At 63.1% G+C, this 22,091-nt stretch carries 29 protein-coding genes; 18 read left to right on the top strand and 11 right to left on the bottom strand.

All coding sequences use genetic code 11. The features are described 5' to 3' along the window. The first annotated feature begins 28 nt into the window (after positions 1-28). The 17 genes from rpsH to AC1D2F_RS02915 all read left to right on the top strand — a co-directional run bounded on the left by rpsH (position 29) and on the right by AC1D2F_RS02915 (position 11,358). Complete coding sequence (gene rpsH / locus AC1D2F_RS02995; RefSeq protein ID WP_018773673.1) at positions 29-427, top strand: 30S ribosomal protein S8; 399 nt, start codon at positions 29-31, stop codon at positions 425-427. Between the two features lie 18 nt (positions 428-445). After that, positions 446-982 (top strand): 50S ribosomal protein L6, encoded by a 537-nt coding sequence (rplF, locus tag AC1D2F_RS02990; protein ID WP_011692797.1) that lies wholly within the window; start codon positions 446-448, stop codon positions 980-982. 2 nt (positions 983-984) lie between these two features. After that, on the top strand, positions 985-1,368 hold the full coding sequence (gene rplR / locus AC1D2F_RS02985; RefSeq protein WP_018773674.1) for a 50S ribosomal protein L18: 384 nt from the start codon (positions 985-987) through the stop codon (positions 1,366-1,368). 26 nt (positions 1,369-1,394) lie between these two features. Then, complete coding sequence (gene rpsE / locus AC1D2F_RS02980) at positions 1,395-2,075, top strand: 30S ribosomal protein S5 (RefSeq protein WP_476966146.1); 681 nt, start codon at positions 1,395-1,397, stop codon at positions 2,073-2,075. 3 nt (positions 2,076-2,078) lie between these two features. Beyond that, positions 2,079-2,285 (top strand): 50S ribosomal protein L30, encoded by a 207-nt coding sequence (gene rpmD / locus AC1D2F_RS02975; RefSeq protein WP_018773676.1) that lies wholly within the window; start codon positions 2,079-2,081, stop codon positions 2,283-2,285. Further along, positions 2,286-2,777: a 50S ribosomal protein L15 gene (rplO, locus tag AC1D2F_RS02970; protein WP_091563112.1), complete on the top strand. Its 492-nt coding sequence runs from the start codon at positions 2,286-2,288 to the stop codon at positions 2,775-2,777. Positions 2,778-2,965: 188 nt separating this feature from the next. Further along, on the top strand, positions 2,966-4,276 hold the full coding sequence (gene secY / locus AC1D2F_RS02965; protein WP_229992790.1) for a preprotein translocase subunit SecY: 1,311 nt from the start codon (positions 2,966-2,968) through the stop codon (positions 4,274-4,276). Between the two features lie 5 nt (positions 4,277-4,281). Continuing rightward, complete coding sequence (locus AC1D2F_RS02960) at positions 4,282-4,851, top strand: adenylate kinase (protein ID WP_476966274.1); 570 nt, start codon at positions 4,282-4,284, stop codon at positions 4,849-4,851. A 220-nt stretch (positions 4,852-5,071) separates the two neighbouring features. Further along, complete coding sequence (map, locus tag AC1D2F_RS02955) at positions 5,072-5,899, top strand: type I methionyl aminopeptidase (protein WP_229992792.1); 828 nt, start codon at positions 5,072-5,074, stop codon at positions 5,897-5,899. A gap of 187 nt (positions 5,900-6,086) precedes the next feature. Beyond that, complete coding sequence (locus AC1D2F_RS02950; RefSeq protein ID WP_476966145.1) at positions 6,087-7,052, top strand: P1 family peptidase; 966 nt, start codon at positions 6,087-6,089, stop codon at positions 7,050-7,052. A gap of 188 nt (positions 7,053-7,240) precedes the next feature. After that, a complete protein-coding gene (gene infA / locus AC1D2F_RS02945; RefSeq protein ID WP_009358723.1) occupies positions 7,241-7,462 on the top strand; it encodes a translation initiation factor IF-1 in 222 nt (73 codons plus the stop codon). 69 nt (positions 7,463-7,531) lie between these two features. Then, positions 7,532-7,645 carry a 50S ribosomal protein L36 gene (rpmJ, locus tag AC1D2F_RS02940; RefSeq protein WP_009358722.1) on the top strand — a complete coding sequence of 38 codons (114 nt, stop codon included), beginning with the start codon at positions 7,532-7,534 and terminating at the stop codon, positions 7,643-7,645. Between the two features lie 174 nt (positions 7,646-7,819). Beyond that, positions 7,820-8,194, top strand: coding sequence for a 30S ribosomal protein S13 (rpsM, locus tag AC1D2F_RS02935; protein ID WP_229992794.1), 375 nt, complete (start codon positions 7,820-7,822; stop codon positions 8,192-8,194). A gap of 52 nt (positions 8,195-8,246) precedes the next feature. Next, positions 8,247-8,648: a 30S ribosomal protein S11 gene (gene rpsK, locus AC1D2F_RS02930; RefSeq protein ID WP_018773682.1), complete on the top strand. Its 402-nt coding sequence runs from the start codon at positions 8,247-8,249 to the stop codon at positions 8,646-8,648. A 133-nt stretch (positions 8,649-8,781) separates the two neighbouring features. After that, entirely contained in the window at positions 8,782-9,792 is a 1,011-nt protein-coding gene (locus AC1D2F_RS02925; RefSeq protein ID WP_018773683.1) for a DNA-directed RNA polymerase subunit alpha, read from the top strand. Between the two features lie 77 nt (positions 9,793-9,869). Beyond that, positions 9,870-10,436, top strand: coding sequence for a 50S ribosomal protein L17 (gene rplQ / locus AC1D2F_RS02920; RefSeq protein WP_476966144.1), 567 nt, complete (start codon positions 9,870-9,872; stop codon positions 10,434-10,436). 31 nt (positions 10,437-10,467) lie between these two features. Next, a complete protein-coding gene (locus AC1D2F_RS02915) occupies positions 10,468-11,358 on the top strand; it encodes a tRNA pseudouridine synthase A (protein ID WP_476966143.1) in 891 nt (296 codons plus the stop codon). Between the two features lie 19 nt (positions 11,359-11,377). Here the strand turns inward: AC1D2F_RS02915 and AC1D2F_RS02910 are convergent, their stop codons facing one another. Then, a complete protein-coding gene (locus AC1D2F_RS02910; RefSeq protein WP_476966142.1) occupies positions 11,378-12,700 on the bottom strand; it encodes a sensor histidine kinase in 1,323 nt (440 codons plus the stop codon). 210 nt (positions 12,701-12,910) lie between these two features. Between AC1D2F_RS02910 and AC1D2F_RS02905 the strand changes: the two genes are divergently transcribed. Then, positions 12,911-13,681: a response regulator transcription factor gene (locus AC1D2F_RS02905; RefSeq protein WP_476966141.1), complete on the top strand. Its 771-nt coding sequence runs from the start codon at positions 12,911-12,913 to the stop codon at positions 13,679-13,681. On the opposite strand, the gene AC1D2F_RS02900 is transcribed toward AC1D2F_RS02905, so the two are convergent. The 10 genes from AC1D2F_RS02900 to AC1D2F_RS02855 all read right to left on the bottom strand — a co-directional run bounded on the left by AC1D2F_RS02900 (position 13,678) and on the right by AC1D2F_RS02855 (position 21,953). Further along, a complete protein-coding gene (locus tag AC1D2F_RS02900; protein ID WP_476966140.1) occupies positions 13,678-14,139 on the bottom strand; it encodes an Hpt domain-containing protein in 462 nt (153 codons plus the stop codon). The two genes, AC1D2F_RS02905 and AC1D2F_RS02900, sit on opposite strands and share 4 nt — an antisense overlap. Before the next feature lie 130 nt (positions 14,140-14,269). Further along, the gene (locus AC1D2F_RS02895) at positions 14,270-15,154 is read right to left on the bottom strand and encodes a type II secretion system F family protein (protein WP_476966139.1); all 885 of its coding nucleotides are present in this window, start codon (positions 15,152-15,154) and stop codon (positions 14,270-14,272) included. Positions 15,155-15,158: 4 nt separating this feature from the next. Then, complete coding sequence (locus AC1D2F_RS02890) at positions 15,159-16,094, bottom strand: type II secretion system F family protein (protein WP_476966138.1); 936 nt, start codon at positions 16,092-16,094, stop codon at positions 15,159-15,161. Between the two features lie 7 nt (positions 16,095-16,101). Further along, positions 16,102-17,592: a CpaF family protein gene (locus AC1D2F_RS02885; protein ID WP_476966137.1), complete on the bottom strand. Its 1,491-nt coding sequence runs from the start codon at positions 17,590-17,592 to the stop codon at positions 16,102-16,104. Next, positions 17,589-18,782 (bottom strand): CpaE/TadZ family protein, encoded by a 1,194-nt coding sequence (locus AC1D2F_RS02880; RefSeq protein WP_476966136.1) that lies wholly within the window; start codon positions 18,780-18,782, stop codon positions 17,589-17,591. The genes AC1D2F_RS02885 and AC1D2F_RS02880 overlap by 4 nt, the downstream gene beginning before the upstream one ends. After that, positions 18,779-19,549: a Flp pilus assembly protein CpaB gene (gene cpaB / locus AC1D2F_RS02875; RefSeq protein WP_476966135.1), complete on the bottom strand. Its 771-nt coding sequence runs from the start codon at positions 19,547-19,549 to the stop codon at positions 18,779-18,781. The genes AC1D2F_RS02880 and cpaB overlap by 4 nt, the downstream gene beginning before the upstream one ends. A 2-nt stretch (positions 19,550-19,551) precedes the next feature. Beyond that, a complete protein-coding gene (locus AC1D2F_RS02870; RefSeq protein ID WP_476966134.1) occupies positions 19,552-20,532 on the bottom strand; it encodes a pilus assembly protein TadG-related protein in 981 nt (326 codons plus the stop codon). Further along, positions 20,520-20,759: a hypothetical protein gene (locus tag AC1D2F_RS02865; RefSeq protein ID WP_476966133.1), complete on the bottom strand. Its 240-nt coding sequence runs from the start codon at positions 20,757-20,759 to the stop codon at positions 20,520-20,522. The genes AC1D2F_RS02870 and AC1D2F_RS02865 overlap by 13 nt, the downstream gene beginning before the upstream one ends. Positions 20,760-20,838: 79 nt before the next feature. Beyond that, positions 20,839-21,048, bottom strand: coding sequence for a Flp family type IVb pilin (locus AC1D2F_RS02860; protein WP_476966132.1), 210 nt, complete (start codon positions 21,046-21,048; stop codon positions 20,839-20,841). A gap of 269 nt (positions 21,049-21,317) precedes the next feature. Further along, positions 21,318-21,953 (bottom strand): type II secretion system F family protein, encoded by a 636-nt coding sequence (locus tag AC1D2F_RS02855; protein ID WP_476966131.1) that lies wholly within the window; start codon positions 21,951-21,953, stop codon positions 21,318-21,320. Between the last annotated feature and the right edge of the window lie 138 nt (positions 21,954-22,091).

The raw sequence follows: 22,091 nt of genomic DNA, 5'->3' as shown, positions 1-22,091 counted from the left end.
ACCGTTATGAGGAAGGGCAAGAGCCCACATGACAATGACAGATCCCGTCGCAGACATGCTTACGCGTCTGCGCAACGCTAACTCGGCATACCACGACTCCGTGACCATGCCGTACAGCAAGCTCAAGGCACGCGTTGCCGACATCCTGAAGGCTGAAGGTTACATCGCCTCCTGGAAAGAAGAAGACGCTGAGGTTGGCAAGAAGCTGACCCTCGAGCTCAAGTTCGGTCCGAACCGCGAGCGTTCAATCGCTGGCGTTCGTCGTATTTCCAAGCCGGGACTGCGCGTTTACGCAAAGTCCACCAACCTGCCGCACGTGCTCGGTGGCCTGGGTGTCGCAATCCTGTCCACCTCTTCCGGCCTCTTGACTGACAAGCAGGCCGGCAAGAAGGGCGTGGGCGGCGAAGTCCTCGCTTACGTCTGGTAACGGGAAAGGAAGAGAATAATGTCACGTATTGGACGTCTCCCCATCACCGTTCCTGCCGGCGTTGAGGTCAAGGTTGACGGCTCTGTCGTCAGCGTCAAGGGATCCAAAGGCGAGCTGAGCCACACTGTGGCCAGCCCGATCGAGGTTTCCCTGGAAGATGGCACCCTGACTGTCGCCCGCCCGAACGACGAGCGCGCCTCACGTTCGCTGCACGGCCTGACCCGCACCCTGATCGCCAACATGATCCAGGGTGTCACCGCAGGCTACGAGAAGAAGCTTGAGATTGTCGGTACTGGTTACCGCGTCCAGGCCAAGGGATCTGACCTGGAGTTCGCTCTGGGCTACAGCCACCCGGTCAACGTCTCGGCACCGAACGGCATCACCTTTGCAGTTGAGACCCCGACCAAGCTCTCTGTTTCAGGTATCTCCAAGCAGCAGGTCGGCGAGGTTGCTGCCAACATTCGCAAGCTGCGGAAGCCGGACCCCTACAAGGGCAAGGGCATCCGTTACGCAGGCGAAGTCATCCGCCGCAAGGTCGGAAAGGCTGGTAAGTAACCATGGCGATCGCAATCAACAAGAAGCGTACGAACAAGAGCAAGTCTGCCCAGCGCAGCCGCCGCCAGCTTCGTATCCGCAAGCGCATCTCCGGTACGGCTGTACGCCCGCGTCTGGTCGTCAACCGCTCCGCACGTCACGTATTCGTCCAGGTTGTCGATGACACCAAGGGCCTGACCGTGGCAAGCGCCTCCACACTGGAAGCCGACCTTCGTGCATTCGACGGTGACAAGACCGCCAAGGCCAAGCGCGTTGGCGAACTGGTCGCCGAGCGTGCCAAGGCTGCCGGTATCGAAGCAGTTGTCTTCGACCGCGGTGGTAACAAGTACCACGGCCGGATCGCCGCCGTCGCTGACGGCGCACGTGAAGGTGGGCTGGCACTGTGACCGAAAATAACGAAAAGGACATTCAGGTGACTGAAGCTGTAGCTGCTCCGGCAACTGAGACCGCTGCGCCTGCTACCACTGACGACCGCCGTGGTGGCGCCCGTCGTGGCGAGCGTGGCGACCGCGGCCAGGGCCGTGGCGACCGTGGCGGCCGTGGTGGCCGTGACGGCGGCCGCGAAGCCGAGAAGAGCCAGTTCGTAGAGCGCGTTGTAACCATCAACCGTGTTTCCAAGGTCGTCAAGGGTGGTCGTCGCTTCAGCTTCACCGCCCTCGTCGTCGTCGGTGACGGCAACGGCATGGTCGGCGTCGGCTACGGCAAGGCCAAGGAAGTTCCCGCCGCCATCGCGAAGGGCGTTGAAGAGGCCAAGAAGTCCTTCTTCCGCGTTCCCCRCATCGGCAGCACCATCCCGCACCGCGTTCAGGGTGAGGCCGCCGCAGGCGTCGTCATGCTGCGTCCGGCTTCCGCCGGTACCGGTGTTATCGCCGGCGGCCCGGTCCGTGCAGTACTTGAGTGCGTGGGCATCCACGACATCCTCTCCAAGTCGCTCGGTTCCTCCAACGCCATCAACATCGTTCACGCGACCGTTGATGCCCTGAAGCGCCTCGAAGAGCCGGCAGCAGTGGCAGCACGCCGCGGCCTCCCGCTCGATGAGATCGCTCCGCCGGCAATGGTGAAGGCTCTCCTGAACCAGAAGGCAGGTGTCTGAGTCATGGCTAAGAACGTGCTTGTCTCCGATGCAAAGTTGGAGATCACTCAGATCAAGTCCGCCATTGGCGGCAAGCAGAACCAGCGCGACACCCTGCGGTCCCTCGGCCTGAAGCGGATTGGACACACCGTTGTCCGCACCGCCGACGCCGTGACCGTCGGGATGCTCAACACGGTTCCGCACCTGGTAAAGGTAGAGGAGGCGAAGTAAATGGCAGAGAAGAACACCGCCGAAAAGGCACAGGGCGCCGCTGAAAAGCAGAACGCACTGAAGGTTCACCACCTGCGTCCCGCCCCGGGTGCCAAGACCGCCAAGACCCGTGTTGGTCGTGGTGAAGGTTCCAAGGGTAAGACCGCTGGCCGCGGTACCAAGGGTACGAAGGCCCGCTACCAGATCAAGGCTGGCTTTGCCGGCGGCCAGCTGCCGCTGCACATGCGCCTGCCGAAGCTGCGCGGCTTCAAGAACCCGTTCCGGGTTGAGTACCAGGTTGTAAACCTGGACAAGCTCAACGAGCTGTTCCCGGAAGGTGGCGCAGTTACCGTGGAGAACCTGGTCGAAAAGGGTGCCGTTCGCAAGAACCAGCCCGTCAAGGTGCTGGGCACCGGCGACATCACCGTCAAGGTTGACGTCACCGTCCACGCATTCTCGGCCAGTGCCGCTGAAAAGATTGCCGCAGCAGGCGGAAGCACCACCGCCCTCTAACGAGGCGGCGGGGCAGTTGCCTGTTGTTGAAAACTCCCGGCACCAGGGGCCCAGGCCCCCGGTGCCGGGAGTTTTTTTCATTTTCCTGGCCCTGCCGATTGTTCGCCGGGCGCATCCACCCGTTAGACTCGGTTGTTGGGTTTATTTGACCTGTCTCACACGACTTTACTTATTACTCAGGAGGACGCTTGCTTAGCGCATTTGGCCGGGCCTTTCGCACGCCTGATCTGCGACGCAAGTTGTTGTTCACGCTGGGAATCATCACAATCTTCCGCTTGGGTGCCTTCATCCCCTCGCCTGGTGTGAGCTACCAGAATGTCCAGCAATGCTTGCAGAACGGTCAGACCTCGGGCGGGATCTACCAGCTCGTCAACCTGTTCAGCGGCGGTGCATTGCTGCAGGTATCCATCTTTGCCCTGGGCATCATGCCCTACATCACCGCCAGCATCATCGTCCAGCTGCTCCGGGTGGTCATTCCCCGCTTCCAGCAGCTGTATGAGGAGGGCGCATCCGGGCAGTCGAAGCTGACCCAGTACACCCGGTACCTCACGATCGCGCTCGGCCTTCTCAACGCCACGACACTGGTGTCGCTGGCACGGTCCGGCCAGCTGCTGCCTAACTGCCAGCTGCCGATCATCCCGGACACCTCCATCGTCACCACGGTCCTGATCATCATCACGCTCACGGCCGGTACCGGCCTGATCATGTGGATGGGCGAGCTCGTGACGGAGAAGGGCGTCGGCAACGGCATGTCCCTGCTCATCTTCACGTCCATCGCGGCAGGCTTCCCGGGCTCGCTCGGTGCGATCTGGAAGGCCCAGGGCCCCGGCACCTTCTTCCTGGTCCTGGTTATCGGCCTGCTCACCGTGGCCCTCGTGGTCTTCGTGGAGCAGTCCCAGCGCCGTATCCCGGTGCAGTACGCCAAGCGCATGATCGGCCGCCGCACAGTCGGCGGGACCAGCACGTACATCCCGATCAAGGTGAACATGGCCGGCGTCGTGCCCGTCATCTTTGCCTCATCCATGCTGTACCTGCCGGGGCTGATCTCTCAGTTCAACCAGCCGAAGGCCGGCGAGCCGATGCAGCCCTGGGTTGAGTGGATCAACAACAACCTGACCAAGGGCGACCACCCGATCTATATGGCACTGTATTTCGCCATGATTGTGTTTTTCACCTACTTCTATGTTGCGATTACATTCAACCCCGAAGAGGTCTCGGACAACATGAAGAAGTACGGCGGCTTCATTCCGGGCATCCGCGCCGGCAAGCCGACCGCGGATTATCTTCAGTACGTCCTATCCCGGATCACCCTGCCCGGAGCCTTCTACCTCGGCTTCGTGGCATTGATCCCGCTGGTTGCACTTGTCCTGATCAACGCGAACCAGAACTTCCCGTTCGGCGGCACCTCGATCCTGATCATGGTGGGCGTCGGTCTGGAGACCGTGAAGCAGATTGATGCGCAACTACAGCAACGTCACTACGAAGGGCTTTTGCGATGACGAGAATGTTGATTATCGGACCTCCCGGCTCCGGCAAGGGAACGCAGGCGGAACGCATTTCGGAACGCCTCGGCGTCGTTGCGATCTCCACCGGAGATATCTTCCGCGCCAACGTCAAGGGTGAGACTCCGCTCGGCGTCGAAGCCAAGAAGTACATGGACGCGGGCGACTTCGTCCCGGACAGCGTCACCAACAAGATGGTGCGCGACCGGCTCAGCGAAGACGACGTCGAGGCAGGCTTCCTGCTGGACGGCTACCCCCGCACTACCGCACAGGTGGATTACCTCGATGAGATCCTCGCCGTCGCCGACCAGAAGCTCGACGTCGTGCTTCAGCTCACCGCGGACGACGAGGAACTGGTCACCCGCCTCCTGGGCCGTGCCAAGGAAACCGGGCGCAGCGACGACAACGAAGGCGTTATCCGTCACCGGCTGGACCTGTACCACGAGCAGACCGAACCCGTCGTGGCCAAGTATGCCGAGCGCGGCATCCTGACCCAGGTGGACGGCATCGGCGGCATCGACGAAGTCACCGAGCGTGTCATGGAAGCGATCAAGTCGGCCCAGGCCGCCTGAACCACGCTTGTGCACTGCAACTGAAGCAGTACAGAAGGGCGTGTTCCGTACCATCGTGTACGGGACGCGCCCTTCGCTGTTGGGCGGGCCCGCCCAACAGCCCGTTCCTGGCCACTGTGCCGGTGCGGGAGAATAGAGCTTGAAGACTTGGGTTGATGACCCATGGTGGAGGCCCGGGTTGAAGCGCCACCGGACCGCGAGAGAAAACATTGAGGTACAGATGGCATTCGGCCAGGCACGCATTGAATACAAGACCAACGCCCAGATGCGCACGATGCACGAGGCCGGGCTTGTCCTGAGCCGGGCACTGGACGCAGCGGTGGCCGCCGCGGCCCCGGGCGTCACCACGGCCCGGCTGGACGAGGTCTTCGCCGCCGTGCTCCAGGACGCCGGCGCCAAGTCCAACTTCCTCGGCTACCACGGATTCCCGGCCACGATCTGCACCTCGGTGAATGAAGAAGTGGTCCACGGCATCCCCGGCGGCCGGGTGCTGCAGGACGGCGACATCATCTCGATCGACGGCGGCGCGATCGTGGACGGCTGGCACTCCGATTCTGCGCGGACCGTGATTGTCGGCACCGCCGATCCCGAGGACGTGCGCCTGTCCGAGGTCACCGAGGAAGCCATGTGGCGAGGCATCGCAGCCCTGGCCACCGGAAAATTCGTGGGCGACGTCGGCAACGCGGTGGACGACTACGTCTCCTCCGTTCCCGGCAAGCCGCTGGGCATCCTGGAGGACTACGTGGGCCACGGCATTGGCTCCGAGATGCACATGGCCCCGGACGTGCTGAACTACCGCACCAGCCACCGCGGACCGAAAATCCGCCCGGGGCTGTGCCTCGCAATCGAGCCCATGCTGGTCCGCGGGAGCATCGACACCGCCGTCCTTGACGACGACTGGACCGTTGTCACCACTGACGGCAAGCGCTCCTGCCAGTGGGAGCACTCCGTCGCCGTGCACGAGAAGGGGATCTGGGTCCTCTCGGCGCCGGACGGGGGAGCGGCGAAACTGGCGCCCCTCGGCGTCGTGCCCGTCCCGATCCCCTAGGCCCGTTGCACACGGCGACTCGCAAGTTTTCTGGAGACACGAAAAATCCCTGGCGACACCGGAATACCGGTAGCGCCAGGGATTTTGCGCGTCGCCAGCAAAGCTCAGGAACGTGGCGGCTGCGAGCTGGACTTCCTTGCTGACAAGGATGCAGGCAGTGGCCCGCACCGGGGCGCACAATAGAGCCATGGGAGCAACAGGAGCGATCACCGACGTCGCCGGGATCCGGATAGGACATGTCCAGAAATCCGGCGACGGCTGGCTGAGCGGCGTGACGGTGGTCCTCCCGCCGCCGGGCACGGTGGGCTCGGTCGACGTCCGGGGCGGCGGGCCCGCGACGCATGAGACAGACGCGCTGGATCCCACCACGCTGTCCTCGAGAGTGGACGCCGTGGTCCTCACCGGGGGCAGCGCCTTTGGCCTCGCCGCGGCGCACGGTGCCCAGCGCTGGTGCGAGGAGAACGGCCGCGGCTTTCCCGTCCCCGGCGGGCTCGTTCCGATCGTGCCGGCGGCCGCAATTTTCGATCTGGGCCGCGGCGGTGATTTCTCCGCCCGCCCCGACGAGGCGATGGGCTACGCGGCGACCGCCGCCGCCGCCGCGCAGCCGGAAGGGCACGACGTCGAACGCGGCAATGTAGGCGCCGGCACGGGAGCAGCAATCGGCCGGGGAACCTACAAAGGGGGAGTAGGCACCGCAGCCATCACCCTGGAGAACGGGGTGACCGTTGGTGCCATTGCGGTAGTCAATGCGCTGGGGCTCCCGTTTGGCACTTCGCCTGCTGCGGCGAAAGCCGCGCAAGTCTCCGAGCCGGCGCCGTCGCAAGCACCGCCCCCGCTCAACACCACCCTCGTCGTCGTCGCCACCGATGCCGTCCTGGACAAGGCGGACTGCAAGCGGACGGCCTCGGCGGCCCATGCCGGACTGGCCCGGGCACTGGCCCCGAGCCACACCCTCGCCGACGGCGACACCGTGTTCGCCCTGGCGACGGGCGGCGTCGCGCTGGACCGCAGCACCCAGACGGCCCGGCAGATCAGCCTCATTACACTGCAGAGCGCGGCCGCCGACGTCGTCCGGCTGGCCATCCTTGACGGGATCTCGCGGGCGGAGGCAGTGACGACGGCGGCCGGGACGTTAGGTGCGTACGGGCGCTGAGTGCGCTACGATAGGCGGATTTAACTCTGGATTTAACAATCGGACCGCAATGGCGTAGTGTTGTCTGTTGGTTGTCTGCCCCGTTGTGCCCTTTTGTGGTCGGGTGGCACCAACCAACCAATCAAAAACGTCCGCGGTCATGACCGGTGCAAACCGGGAGGCTGCGGCAACAACAGTTAGCGGAGGGTATGGCCAAGAAGGACGGGGTCATTGAGATCGAGGGCGTTGTGACCGAGGCGCTGCCTAACGCGATGTTTCGCGTTGAGCTCACCAACAAGCACATCGTTCTGGCACACATCTCTGGAAAGATGCGCCAGCACTACATCAGGATCCTCCCCGAGGACCGCGTAGTGGTGGAGCTGAGCCCTTACGACCTGACACGTGGTCGTATCGTCTACCGCTACAAATAAACACTGGGCGGCCAGAGCAACAGCCGAGGGCCGGTCCAGCTGACCAACTGCAACACGCAAAGGAACGCCATGAAGGTCAAGCCGAGCGTCAAGCAGATCTGCGAAAAGTGCAAAGTGATCCGCCGTAATGGCCGGGTCATGGTGATCTGCGAGAACCCGCGCCACAAGCAGCGCCAGGGCTAATTTCCCTCACGGGAAACCCTGGGTTGCTAACCCACGCAAGTAAATAAAGGCAGCACAAGCTGAACTGGGACGTATTGAGCCCGGACAGCTAACCCCCGGTCGGAGGCTGGGGCCGCAGTGAAACTGCGGGTGTACTGCCTACGACCTCCGGTTTATACAAGGAGTACTGCCAATATGGCTCGTCTCGCTGGCGTAGACATTCCCCGCGAAAAGCGGTTGGAAATTGCGCTTACTTACATCTACGGCGTGGGCAAGACCCGTGCACACGAAACCCTGACTGCCACCGGCATCAGTGCTGACGTTCGGGTCAAGGACCTGACCGACGCACAGCTGGTTGAGCTGCGTGACTACATTGAAGGCAACTACAAGGTTGAGGGTGACCTTCGCCGCGAAGTGGCCGCTGATATCCGCCGCAAGGTTGAAATCGGCAGCTACGAAGGTATTCGCCACCGCAAGGGCCTGCCAGTGCGCGGACAGCGTACGAAGACGAACGCACGTACCCGCAAGGGTCCGAAGCGCACCGTCGCAGGCAAGAAGAAGGCCCGTTAATCCCTGAGGGATTAACGAGGCTTTCCCCCAATAACTTTCTGTAGGAGAAAAAATGCCCCCGAAGACTCGTGGCGCGGTTCGCAAGCCGCGTAAGAAGGACAAGAAGAATATCGCGCTGGGCCAGGCGCACATCAAGAGCACCTTTAACAACACCATCGTGTCCATCACGGACCCGAACGGTGCTGTCATCTCCTGGGCTTCGTCCGGTGAGGTTGGCTTCAAGGGCTCGCGTAAGTCCACCCCGTTCGCTGCCCAGATGGCCGCCGAAGCCGCCGCAAAGCGTGCACAGGAGCACGGCATGCGCAAGGTTGACGTGTTCGTTAAGGGACCGGGTTCCGGACGCGAAACCGCCATCCGCTCGCTGCAGGCCGCTGGCCTCGAGGTTGGCTCCATCCAGGACGTCACCCCCAGCGCCCACAACGGCTGCCGTCCGCCGAAGCGCCGCCGCGTCTAAGGCTTTCCAGCGCCCAGGAGCTTGCCCGGACCCTCACCGGTCCGGGCAAGCCCGGCCGCGTTAAGTCTTCAGACCGATCTTTCCACCACCTGTGTTGCGTCATATAGCGGATGCTCGCCGAAAGGAAACCTAAGTGCTCATTGCACAGCGCCCCACCCTCTCCGAAGAGGTCGTCTCCGAAAACCGCTCCCGGTTCATCATCGAACCGCTGGAGCCGGGCTTTGGTTACACCCTCGGAAACTCCCTCCGCCGTACCCTGCTCTCCTCCATCCCCGGTGCCTCTGTAACGAGCATCCGGATCGATGGCGTGCTGCACGAGTTCACCACGGTTCCGGGTGTCAAGGAAGATGTCACCGAGATCATCCTGAACATCAAGAACCTGTCGGTTTCCTCCGAGCACGACGAGCCGGTTGTTGCTTACCTGCGCAAGCAGGGCCCGGGAGTCGTCACCGCCGCGGACATCGCTCCGCCGGCCGGCGTCGAATTCCACAACCCGGATCTGCACATTGCCACGCTGAACTCGAAGGGCAAGTTCGAACTCGAACTGACCATCGAGCGCGGTCGCGGCTACGTTTCGGCAGCTCAGAACAAGTCCGGCGACTCCGAGATCGGCCGCATCCCGGTCGACTCGATCTACTCGCCGGTCCTGAAGGTTACTTTCCGCGTGGAAGCTACCCGTGTTGAGCAGCGCACTGACTTCGACAAGCTCATTGTCGACGTCGAGACCAAGCAGGCAATCGCCCCGCGCGACGCCGTTGCTTCGGCAGGTACCACCCTGGTGGAACTGTTCGGTCTGGCCCGCGAGCTGAACACCGCAGCTGAAGGTATCGAGATCGGCCCGTCGCCGACGGACGCTGCCCTGGCAGCCGACATGGCCCTGCCGATCGAGGATCTGGACCTGACGGTCCGTTCCTACAACTGCCTCAAGCGTGAGGGCATCCACACCGTGGGTGAACTCGTTGCCCGCTCCGAGGCTGACCTCATGGACATCCGCAACTTCGGTGCGAAGTCCATCGATGAGGTCAAGGCCAAGCTGGTCGAACTGGGCCTGTCCCTCAAGGACTCCCCTCCCGGTTTCGACCTCGCAGCACGTGCCGCAGCCATCGAAGAGGACGACGCCGCGTTCAGCGACGACGAGCTCTAACCAACAGATCTTGGCCGGCTGGCTGGATGCACCCTGGTGTGCGCAGCCCAAAGGCTTCCATATGAGGAGAAACTATAATGCCTACCCCCGCTAAGGGTCCGCGCCTCGGAGGCGGAGCGGCTCACGAGCGTCTTATGCTCGCGAACCTGTCCGCCGCACTTTTCGAGCACAAGCGGATCACCACCACGGTGACCAAGGCCAAGCGCCTGAAGCCGTACGCCGAGCGCCTGGTGACTTTCGCCAAGCGTGGCGACCTCGCTTCCCGCCGTCGTGTACTCGGCCTGATCAGCAACAAGGGCGTCGTCCACGAGCTGTTCACCGACATTGCACAGGCAGTGGAGAACCGCGATGGCGGATACACCCGCATCACCAAGATCGGCAACCGCAAGGGCGACAACGCTCCCATGGCCGTCATCGAACTGGTTCTCGAGCCGGTTTCCGCGAAGCAGGCAGTCGTAGCCGAGGCTACCTCCGCCGCCAAGCGCGACGCTGACAAGAAGGACGCCGAGAAGGCCGAAGCAGCTCCGGTTGCCGAGACCGAAGAGGCTCCCGAGGCTGAGGTCACTGAGACTGAAGCTGCAGCTACCGAAGAGGCTCCGGCCGCTGAGGATGCAGCCGCTGAGTCCGAGAAGGACGCGAAGTAATTCGCTAAAACCTTCTTATAGACTTAAGTCTATGAACGAGCTCAAACCCGCTGCCCCCGTCTTGGGGGGCGGCGGGTTTTTGCGTATCCGGATGGATGTGGCCTACGACGGCGGACCGTTTAGCGGGTGGGCTGTCCAGCCGGGACTGCGCACCGTCCAGGGCGTCCTGGAGGAGGCCCTGGAACTGCTGATCCGCCGCCCCATCAGGGTCACGGTCGCCGGCCGCACCGATGCCGGCGTGCATGCCCGCGGCCAGGTGGTGCACCTGGACCTCAGTGAGGCGGAGTGGCTGGGCTTGAACCGCGGCGCTGAACTGGATCCCGCCGTTGCCCTGCTGCGCCGCATCCGTGGCGCCTTGAGCCGGGGCCTGGGCGAGCTAAGCGGGGCGATCGAGGTGCACAGCGTGAGCGTGGCCCCCGTTGGCTTCGACGCCCGCTTCTCCGCCCTCTGGCGCCGATATTCCTACCGGATCGCGGACGGTCCGGCGTTGTGGGATCCGCTGGGACGCGCCTCGACCCTGTGGCATAAGGAACGGCTCGATGTCGGGCTCCTCAACGAGGGCGCGGCACCGTTGCTCGGGCTGCAGGATTTCCGCTCGTACTGCAAGCCACGCGAGGGCGCCACGACCATCCGCGAACTGCAGCGCTTCGAATTCGCCCGCGGCAGCGATGGGGTAATTGTCGCCACCGTCCAGGCCGACGCGTTCTGCCACAACATGGTCCGCTCCCTGGTGGGCTCGGCGTTGTACGTGGGGGAGGGCGTGGAGGCCCCGGGCTGGCTCTATGAGCGGCTCCTCGCCCGGCAGCGCGACGCCCGCTCCGTGCTGGCAGCCCCGCATCCGCTGGTGCTTGAGGAAGTGGCTTACCCAACTGAGAGCGGCATGCTGGCCAGGGCCGAGCTGACCCGGGCTATGCGCGCGTAGATCCAGAGCGGGAGTGCGGCTACGGGAATGCCTGCTGCGAGTAAGCCGGCGCGGCGCCTTCCGCGGGGAGCTCCAGCGTGAAGGTGCTTCCGGATCCCAGATGCGTGTTGCAAGAGATGGAGCCGCCATGGCGCTCCACGATCGCCTTCGTGATCGACAACCCGAGCCCGGCCCCCGGGATGGAACCGTCCCGCACCGCCGGGCTTCGGAAGAACCGCGTGAAGACTTGTTCGGCGTCGGTGGCTGTCATCCCCAATCCGTCATCTTCCACGTGCAGCAGCACCCGGTCTCCCTCCGTGCTGGCGGAGACGCGCACACTGCCCCCGTTGGGGGAATATTTGATGGCGTTGGAAATGAGGTTATCCAGTGCCTGGCTGATCCGGAGCGGGTCCACGTGCGCCCATAGCGGCGCCGGCACTTCCATCGAGAGCGTGACCTGGGAAGCCTCGGCGTGGGCGTGGGCCGAACCGAGGCTCGCCTCCACAAGGCTCGCCAGATCGGTCCTCAGCGGATGGATGTGGACAGCCGAGTTGGCGGACATCAGCAGATCCGAGACAAGGGCGAGGAGCCGTTCGGCGTTTCGTTGCGCAACCTCGAGGCGGCGGAGGGCCTGGGCGGACAACTGTTCCGAGTCGCTGAGGGCTAGATCCAGATTGCCGATGATCGATGTGAGGGGGGTCCGGAACTCATGGGAGACGGTGGAGACCACGTCGTCCTTGGCCGACAGGGCATCGATCAGACCGGACACCTCGTCATTGAGCAGCCGTTCGCGTTCACGGCCGGCGTGGAGTTGGCTTGCCAAGCGCCCAGTCAACTCCTGCCGCGCGAATCGCAGGACAACGGAGACGGCCAATGTGATGAACGGCAGGAGGACGGCGGCCGCGATTCGGTCCGGAGGGGAGCCGGCATGGAGCAACCACGGCAGGCCGGTCAGCAACGGCCCGAAGAAGCTGATCGAGAGGATGGCCGGACCGGACAAACGTGAGACTGTGATCCAGAGGACCGGAAGAACGGCCAGGATGCCGAGGTCCGGCAGGCCTTCGACGCTGTCACTGCGGATGAGGCAGATCGCGGCCAAGTCGAGCACGGGGATTGCTAGCGGAGCGAGCAGCCCGAATCGCTGCCAGGGCAACAGAAGGCAGGCCATAAAGAGTGCCAGTTGGAGCGCCAAGGCAGCCCGCCACAGGCCGCTCTCGAAGAGGCCGGGCCAGCCCCAGGGCGCAGCAAGCACCACAGCAGTCATCGCCAGCGTGAGCGGGAGCTGGCATAGGGCCACCCGCACACGCCGCGGGAACCCCGCAAAGGTACCTTCCTGGTTCCGGACCAGTTGCTGTTTACTCAATGCAGCCGCGCCCCTTCCTCACTGCTCCAATTTAACGGCATTCGTCACGCTAACTTGACAAGTTACGAAATTATATTGCGGTGGCTGTGCCTAAACGGTCATTGGCGCTATAGCGTAGGTAATCTAGCAATGCTGGCGAATCATCATTGCACAGCAGTACCGACGCGGCAGCTATGGGGGTAGGTGCCGCATCAGATGTGAGGGGGGGCCATGACTGACTTGGGAGTCGCCGTCGTTGTGGAAGACGACGACGATGTGCGTCATCTCGTCGAAGCTGTGTTGAGCCAGGCGGGATTTGACGTCCACGGCGCAGCGAGCGGTCGCGAGGGGGTCGAGGTCGTACGGAATGAGAAGGCCAACGTTGTCACCTTGGACGTTGGCCTCAACGATATTGACGGTTTTGAAGTCCTGCGCCGAATTCGGCAGTTCAGCGATGCCTACGTGGTCATGCTGACGGCGAGGACGGACGAGTTGGACACATTGACCGCACTGCATACCGGTGCCGACGATTTCATGACCAAACCGTTCCGGCCGCGCGAACTCCGAGCCAGGGTCTCTGCGATGATGCGCCGGCCGCGGCAGGACGGCCCCGAGGCCACGTCCGTGGACCCGGGAACGGCTCCGTCGAAGGCCGTTGTCCTGTCCCACGATTCGGAATTCCGGCACAACGGCCTGGTATTGAACCCGCACACCCGTTCGGTCACCGTTGACGGCATTGCTGCCAGTCTCACGCGCAGTGAGTTCGATCTCCTGCATGCCCTGTTGAAAGGGGCGGGTGCCGTCAGGTCGAAGACCGATCTGGTGCGGGTGGTGCGGGGTGAGCATTACAGCGCGGATGCCTACATCAGTGAATCCGACGAGCGGGCCGTCGAAGTGCACATCGGCAACATGCGTCGCAAGCTGCGGGAGGATCCGCTGCACCCTCGTTGGCTCCAGACCGTCCGTGGCGTTGGGTACCGGCTCACGCCGGCCTCGGACTAGCTGTCCCCGAGGTTGTGCCTGAGCTGCAGTTCGTCCACTGTGTCGTTTCCACTCTCTGCAACTTCACGCAGGAGCAACCGCGCCAGGCGAGCGTCGCGGACGCGGATGGCGTCCTCAAGCTCTCTGGCGAGCTCGGCCAGACGGACGCCACCGACCATCGCTGAGGACGTCTTCAGGCTCAGGACTGCGTCCAGCGCGGCCGTCTCGTCACCGCTATCAAGGGACGTCGCGAGGGATTGATAACGATGGTCCCACATCCTTGCATAGTCCCTCGCGAATCCTTTGGCCACAGCAGGGCTGTCCAGCTGGGATCCGAGTTCCTTGAGGGCGGAGGGGTCCACGATCGGGCTCGCGACGTCTTCGGCCGCCGTTGCGGCCACGCCTGCACCGGACGGGGAGCTGTCGGCGGAGGAGCCAGTGTTTGCATCGCCGTCATCTGGCGCACCTTGGAAGGACATGTGCCCACGCTACTTGCTGCGCCTGCGCAGTGTTTCCAACTCCGGCGTTTCCTGTGGCAAAATTGTGGCTTTTCGAGTGCATTCCTGGGCCCTGCCCTGCGGCTTGGCTTCCTCCGGCGACCTCTTGCAGCTATCCGCCGCTGAAGGTCGCCACGGCATTGATGACGGCGGGGCCAAGAATGGCGATGAAAAGCACGGGGAAAATGAAGAACAGCAGCGGGAACAAGATCATGACCGGGAGCTTCATGGCCTTCTCCTCGGCTCGCTGGCGACGCTTGACCCGCATGACTTTCGCCTGGATCCGAAGCACTGTGCTGACGGCGATACCGTACGTGTCCGCCTGAACGACGGCCTGGACAAAGCTACGCAGTTCCGGGATGCTGGTCCGTTCCGCGAGCGCCAGGTAGGACTCGCGGCGGCTCCTGCCTACCTGCATGTCCTGCAGGGTCCTGACGAGCTCGTCGGCGAGCGGTCCCTTCCCATTTTCGCCGGCGCGCGCCATGGCTCCCTCGAACCCCAGACCTGCCTCCACAGAAATGAGCATCTGGTCCAGGGTGTTGGCCAGTTCCAGCTGCATGACCTTCTGGCGTTCCTGGCCCTTGCTGTAGAGCAGGAGGTCGGGGATGAAGTAGCCCAGCACTGCTACGAAGATCCCGACCAGCTTGAGGATCGGCGTCGGGCCTGTGCCGCTCAAATAGAGTCCGAGGAGGGCACCCACCAAGCCCAGCAAAGGCTTGGCCGCGAGGACGCGTCCGAGCGGCAGCGACGCCGGACGTCCCGCCAGGGACACAAGCCTGTCGAGCTTCCTGATGTAGCCGGCCGGCGTCAGCCGGTAGCCGATCCGCTCCAATAGCTTGCTTTGCTCCTGCCCGGAGGGACCGGCGGTGTCCCTGCCAAGGGCCAGCAGCTCCCGGGCTGCACGTTCGGACTTTCGGTCCACGGAGAGCCATGACCAGGCCAGGAACCCTAGGGGAAGGGATACCAGCAGCAGTGCAAGCAGAACGAGGGGGTCCATGGGGTCAGAACTTCAGGTCGATGATCTTGCGCATCCACAGACCACCGATAGTCATCATCACGGCGGAGGCCGCGATCATGCCCCAACCCAGCGGGTGCGAAAACATGACGTTCATGTAGCTAGGGTTGACCATCATGAGCATTATGACGATGCCAAACGGCATGGCCATCAGGATGTAAGCGGAGAATTTACCTTCGGCTGCGAGCGACTTGATGTGGCCTTTGATTTCGCTGCGCTCGCGAATCGTCTCGCTGACCTGGTCCAGGACCTCTGCCAGGTTTCCGCCCACCTCCCGGTTGATCTGGATTGCCTGCGCGATCCAGACAAAATCCTCGTTCTGCATTCGGTCGGCCGTGTCGTTGAGGGAGGCCAGCAGATCGCGTCCCAAACTCGTCTCCGTGACCACGCGGCGCATCTCTTCCGACGTCGGGCTCAGGGATTCCGTGGCTGCCGCGTCAATGGCGCGCAGAATGCTGTGACCTGCCCGAAGGCCGCCGGAGAGCAGCTGGAGGGTGTCTCCGAGCTGTTGATCAAACAGGCTCCTGCGCTTGCCCGACAGGAAGCCAAGGACAAGGTGCCCCGTCAGGGGCGCCAGCAGGATGAGAAGGATTGCCAGCAGCGGTCCGGAGATGACGACGCCTGTCAGCGCACCCACGAAGGCTCCCGCCAGGACCAGTACCAGGAAATCGGACTGGCTCAGCCTGAGTCCTGCGTTTTCGATCGTCTCCCGGTTGAAGAGCCTGAGGCTTCGCTGAGCGGAGAATCTGTCCACGAGGTGGACAGCCGAACCTGCGAACCGGGTCAGCGGGGAGTCGGGCTGGTTCTGGACGGGCCTCCGCCGGTCCAGCGGCACCGTGGACTTCCTCGGGGCAAGCAACGCACCGCCAAGTAGCAGAAGCGCGGCGAAGACAAAGGCAACTCCAAGGGACAACAATGTCATGTCCTCCTCACGGTCTCAGAGCCGAGGCTGGGGGAGCGGCGAACACGCTGGGGGAGACCCGGATGCCCAGATCCTCGAAGCGGTCAATGAAACGCGGACGGATCCCGGTGGGGACCGGCTTGCCGAGAAAACGACCGTGAGCGTCCACACCGGCCGAGTAGTCGAAGACGAAGGCATCCTGGAGCGTGACAATGTCACCTTCCATGCCCTGGACCTCAGTGACATGCGTGATCCGGCGGGTACCGTCGCGGAGACGGGAAATCTGGACGATGAGATTGACGGCCGAGGCGATCTGCTCCCGAATGGCGCGCAGCGGCAGGTCCATGCCGGCCATAAGCACCAAAGTCTCCAGTCGCGCGACGGCGTCGCGGGGTGAATTCGAGTGGACTGTCGACAAGGAACCGTCGTGGCCCGTGTTCATGGCCTGGAGCATGTCGAGGGACTCTCCACCACGGACCTCACCCACCACGATGCGGTCCGGACGCATACGCAGGGAGTTCCGCAGCAGTTCCCGGATGGTGACCTCGCCCTTGCCTTCGGTGTTCGGCGGCCGGCTTTCCAACCGCACCACGTGCCGCTGCTGGATCTGGAGTTCGACGGCGTCCTCGATCGTCACGATGCGCTCGTCCGAAGGCAGGAAGGATGACAGGACGTTGAGCAGCGTTGTTTTGCCCGTGCCGGTACCACCCGACACAATGATGTTGAGCTTGGCCTTCACGCATGCATCCAGCAGTTCGGCCATCTCGGGCGTGAGCGTGCCGAACTCGATGAGGTTCCGGACGGTCAGCGGCACCTTGCTGAACTTTCGGATGGTCAGGGATGAGCCCCCCACTGCGAGCGGGGGAATGACGGCATTGACGCGGGACCCGTCCTCAAGCCGCGCGTCGACGAGGGGCGACGACTCGTCGATGCGACGGCCCACCTTGGAAACTATGCGCTCGATGACCTTGCGAAGGTGGTCCTCGGAACTGAATCTTGACTCGGTAAACGTTAACTTGCCGTGCCGCTCGACATAGATCTGGTCCATCCGGTTGACCATGATTTCCGTGACAGCCGGGTCGTCGAGGAGCCGCTGCAGGGGGCCGTAGCCGAGCACATCGTCTGCCACGTCGCGTACCAGCCGTGAGCGCTCCTCTGCAGAGAGCGGGACTTGCTCGGCATCGACGATTCGGATGAGCTCTTCCCGTGCGGCTGAGCGGAGATCTTCCTCTTTAACAGCGGAATCGTTGAAGCGGGAGCCCATCCTTTCAAACAGGGCCGTAGCGGCGCGTTCCTTGAGCGCCGCAAAGGCATCCACCGGCTGTTGGCCAGTGGAACGAAGGGCGTCTGGCTGATCCTCGAATGTAGGGGCGGACTGCGTGGGTCCCGGTTGCTCAAAAGGTGAAGGCACCACAGCCGAGTGTGAATCAGCGTGAGAGGCGCGGCGGCCGGCGGGTGCGGCCTTAGCCTCAGGGGCAAACCCACCCTCAGCGGCGGAAAGCCGTTCGGAAAGTTTCACTGGACCACCACCCTTCGGTGCAGTTTCTTTTTCGCTCTGGCCCGCCACGCCGGATCAAACCGTTCCACGAGCTGGCGCAGGCCCTTGACCGCCGGGTCTTTGCGTCCGTCCTGAAGCACCGGTATGCCCCGGTTAGTGGAGAAGGCTACGGCCTTCGAACGGGGAATGCTGATGTCAACGGGCGCACCTATGGTCGCCTCAACGTCCTGGACGCTGAGGCCGGATTTGGAGTCAGCCATGTTGAGGACGACATGACGCGTCTCAGGCAGGATGTCCAGCCGGCCAAGGATTTCGAGACCGGACCGGAGTCCTCGGATGCTGGGAACATCCATGGCGGTCACCCAGACAAGGTCCGTGCATTGCTCCATCGCAGCCAGACCTATTTCAGGCAATCCCGGGGCTGTGTCCACGATGACGTATTGGAATTGTTCCGCGAGCTGCTGCAACATTCGGGTGACTTGCTCCGGTGTGACGAAGTCGGCTTCCACCGGACTATGCGGGGCGCAGAGCGCATAGATGTTGCCGGAGTGTACGGTCAGGAAGGCCTTGAGCACTAGGGAATCGTGGCTCGCCGCGGAGGAGACGGCGTCCGTGACAGTGTGCTCCGGGTGGAGGTACAAGCCTGAGGCTACATCTCCGAACTGCAGGTCCAAGTCCACGATCACCACGCTCATGGGCGCGATTTGCCCGAGTCCTATGGCGATGTTCGTGGCAACTGTCGTCTTGCCTACTCCGCCCTTGGGCGAGAAGACGCCGATCACCTGGCCTCTCGAACCCGCAGGCTGTTGACCGCCCTCGGTCCTGTACTTGCTGGCAAAGGACTGGCAGGCGCGCTCCAGCAAGACCCGGATCTGGGCAGCTTCGGCGTTCGGGCTGAGAAAATCCCGGATGCCGGCGCGCATGGCCAGCAAGACGAAGTCGGGATCAGGTTCGCTGACCAGAATGATGCTTAACTCCGGCAGTTGGACGTCAAAGACCATAGCCAGCCGCAACGCGTCTTCGAACGGCAGGTCCGGCCCAAGTATCAGCACCTCGGGGCGCTCCTGGTTGAGGTTCATGAACAGTGCGCCAGGATCAGATGGATCGACGAAGGCGAAGGTCTGCAGGCCGCCGGGCAGACCGCCTGCCAGTGCCCGGTGAACCCGCGCGTCGAAGTCGGTATTGGGCGTGATCATCACGAAGCGGCTCATTTGTATACCTCCGGTTTCGTCATGATTCCAGGGCGGCCGCTGTCCACGGCGTTAAGCGGTTCTTTGCTGAGCCAGAGCGTGCCGAATTCGCTGCCGTAGACGATCTTGCTGGCGTCCACATCGTTCACGGCCACGGTGAGGATCAGTGGCCCGGAGGGAACAGGGGGGGCTCCAGCGGGGGCCGCAGCGGAGCCGCCATCCGAGGGCTGCGGAGTTGCCGTCGGGACTGAGGCGCCCTGCACCGCGGTCAGCAGGACTTTGTGGAGGGTCAATTGCGTCGTCTCCGTCTCCGGGGTGGCCTCTATGCCGCCGCCCTTCAGCGAGATGAAGATGCCGATGTGATCGCCGGGCGCCAGCTGGCCGCCGACGACGCGCTGGGCCTCAAGTTGGAAGGAGATTTCCTGCAGGCCCTCCGGTACCTGTATGACACCGCTGGATTTGATGGTTTCCGGGGCGGCCAGGCGCTCCGCAACGAGCTGCTCCCCGGGCAATAGGTCAACGGCTGTGACCTTTCCGGCTTGGCCGTCGAGACTGGTCAGAGCGCTCTTGGCCACGGCAGTGCCCGGGAGCTTTTGGCTGGTCAGGAAGGGCAGAAGGCCCTCTACGGAGGTGCCCGCAGGCACCGGCTTTGACACGATGAGGACGTCCACGGGCTCAAGATTCTTCACAGCCCGCGCGTCCGCGCCGCTGGCGTAGGACACCACGAGGATGGCGCCGACGACGGCCAGGACCACCGCTGCCACTCCGGCGAGTAGTCGGGACTTCATGCTTAGGGTGCTCCAATGCTGAGGCGGACGACGGACGTACCGTAATCCGGAGCGCTGCCGAGCTCGAGGGCTTCGGACAAGGAAACGAATTTGACGAAATAGCCACGGACCGTCTTGTTGGTGATCGTTCCGCTGGCGCTCCAGCCGTAGTTGGCGAAGTTGTAGCCGGTGACGTGGAAGGCCGCGAAGCCTTTTACGTAATATTTCGCGTTAGTGCCGCTACCGGTTGCCAGATCGTAGAGCGGGAAAAGGACTGTTTGATTGTTCATCTTGCTGAGGTCTGCGGCAGTGCACCGGGACGGCGCGCTGGCGCCCGGGTCGCTTTCAAACCATGTTCCAGGGGTGGCCGTGTTGCCGACACCAAGACTGATGCTGCATTGAGTGCCAGTTGACTTGATCCAGCCGAAACCGCCCGGAACTCTTCCGCAACCCGTGCCAAATTCCAGGACCTGTTCAACCGCCACCGAAGAGCCGGGATTCAGGTTGAACTTGCACTCGGCGATGACCAGCGGAAGAATCACGGTTCCCTTAGACGGGGCCCCCCATTGGGCCCGTGACGTGGCACCCACCTCGGCGCTGGCAATGCCGAGGGCCCTTGCGAAGAACAGCGAAATGCTGTTGGCGGGGCTTCCCGTCTCTTTCGCCCCGGAGTCGACCGAGACAGTCCCCTTGCTCGTATCGAGGGCGACGGACTTGATGTTGGTCATGCCATCCGCGGCATTGCCGTTGGCCAATTTGGCGGCAAGCTCGGTGGGGCGGGGCCACGTGTCGGAACATTCCGGATCGCTGACGCTCTTGGCGCACTTTTGGGCCACCATCAGTGCCACGGCGTCCGAGCTATTCTGCAGCTGGGCCCGCTCAGCGTAAAGTACTCCGACGTCAACGGCCAGGGCGGCAAAACCCAGCAGGCACACCATCACGGTGGCGACGAGTACGCTGATCGCGCCACGTTCGCCGGCTTCCTGCTGTCCTACCCCCCGCACAGCATGGCTCCTTGGCCCTGTAGGGCGAAGGGGCCGGCTATGCCGGTCATCGTGCTGAGCGTATAGCCCACGGTCACGGACATCTGCGCTCCAGCTGAACAGGTTTTGGCGCCGGTGGGGGCGGATGCGGTGAATACAATTTTGTCGTCGGTCAGTACCGGTACGAGCGTTCCGAGCGCACCCCGGACGGCACTTCGGGCAGCAGCCGGGTCGTTGCTGATTGCCATGACGCGCGCGCCTTCGCGGGCCGCATTGGACTCCCGCCCTTCGCCGCACCGCCGCCTGTATGCCGGGGTGGGAGTGCTGTTACGCCGCCTTCGGTGCCGGCAGCAGCTTGGTGATGCCGTCAAACGCCTCGTTGATCTGCTTGCCAAGCATAGTGACGGCGACGATGATGACTACGGCGATGAGGGCGACCATGATGCCGTATTCGACAGCCGTTGCACCTTTCTCTTCGCGAAAGCGGTCCTTGGCGGCGAAGCCGAGGGTCTGAAGGGTTGCGATTAGTGAAAGCATGTGAGACTCCTGAGCGAGCGAAGGGAAGCTGGCCAGACGCCAGCTCTGCCAGAAAGCTAGCAACGCGATTCGTCAAAAGTTACGCTGCTTGCCACATCCTGTGCTAAGGCTTCCGAAACTGCACATTTTCTTTACATTTTCTGCGTAGATTCTGCGCTTGAACTGCGGAGGCATAAGCCCGGACGCATGACGGACCCCCTCGGCTCTGGGTGCCGAGGGGGTCCTGTCTTTGGGGATGCGGCTTGTGTATCGGGCTTGGTGTCCGGGGCTTAGAACGCCCCGATGTAGTTGTTCATCACATTGATGGCTGCTGGACCTATGACGACGATGAACAGCACAGGCAGGATGCAGAACATAAGGGGGAACAGAACCTTGACGGGCAGTTTCATCGCTTTTTCCTCGGCGCGCTGACGCCGCTTGACCCTCATCTGCTTTGCCTGGGTACGGAGGACGCCTGCCAGCGCAATTCCGTAAGTGTCCGCTTGCACCACGGACCGAACAAAGCTCCGCAGGTCCGGCACATCGGTCCTTTCAGCCAAGGCCAGATAGGAGTCCTTGCGGCTTCGGCCGACCTGCATGTCCTGGAGCGTGCGCACGAGCTCTTGGGCCAGCGGGCCCTTTCCGTTCTGGCCCGCGCGTGCCATCGCCGCTTCGAATCCCAAGCCGGCCTCGACCGAAATCAGCATCTGGTCGAGGGTGTTCGGCAGTTCCATCTCTATGGCCTTCTGGCGCTCGGCTCCACGGCCATGGATCAGGATGTCCGGAACGAAATAGGCGAGCACCGGCAGGAGAAGCACTAACAAGAGAAGGATGCCGGTCGGAGACTTTGTCAGGAACAGCATGCTGACGAAGGCCGCCACTAATGCCAGGGCCGGCTTCGCAATAAGGAGCCGTTCGAGGGGCATGCCCGCAGGCCTCCCAGCTTTGGCAAGTAGTTTGTCCAGCCACCCCRCATAGCCCTTGGGAGTCATCCGGACGCCGAGGGCCGCCGGTCCGCGTGACTCTGTGGACGGGGTGCTTTCCTGCGCCAAGCGAAGCCCGCG

The organism is Arthrobacter sp. P1_B3, from assembly GCF_056406615.1.
Note: the sequence above shows the minus strand (reverse complement) of the source record. Positions and strands in the feature narration are given on the sequence as shown.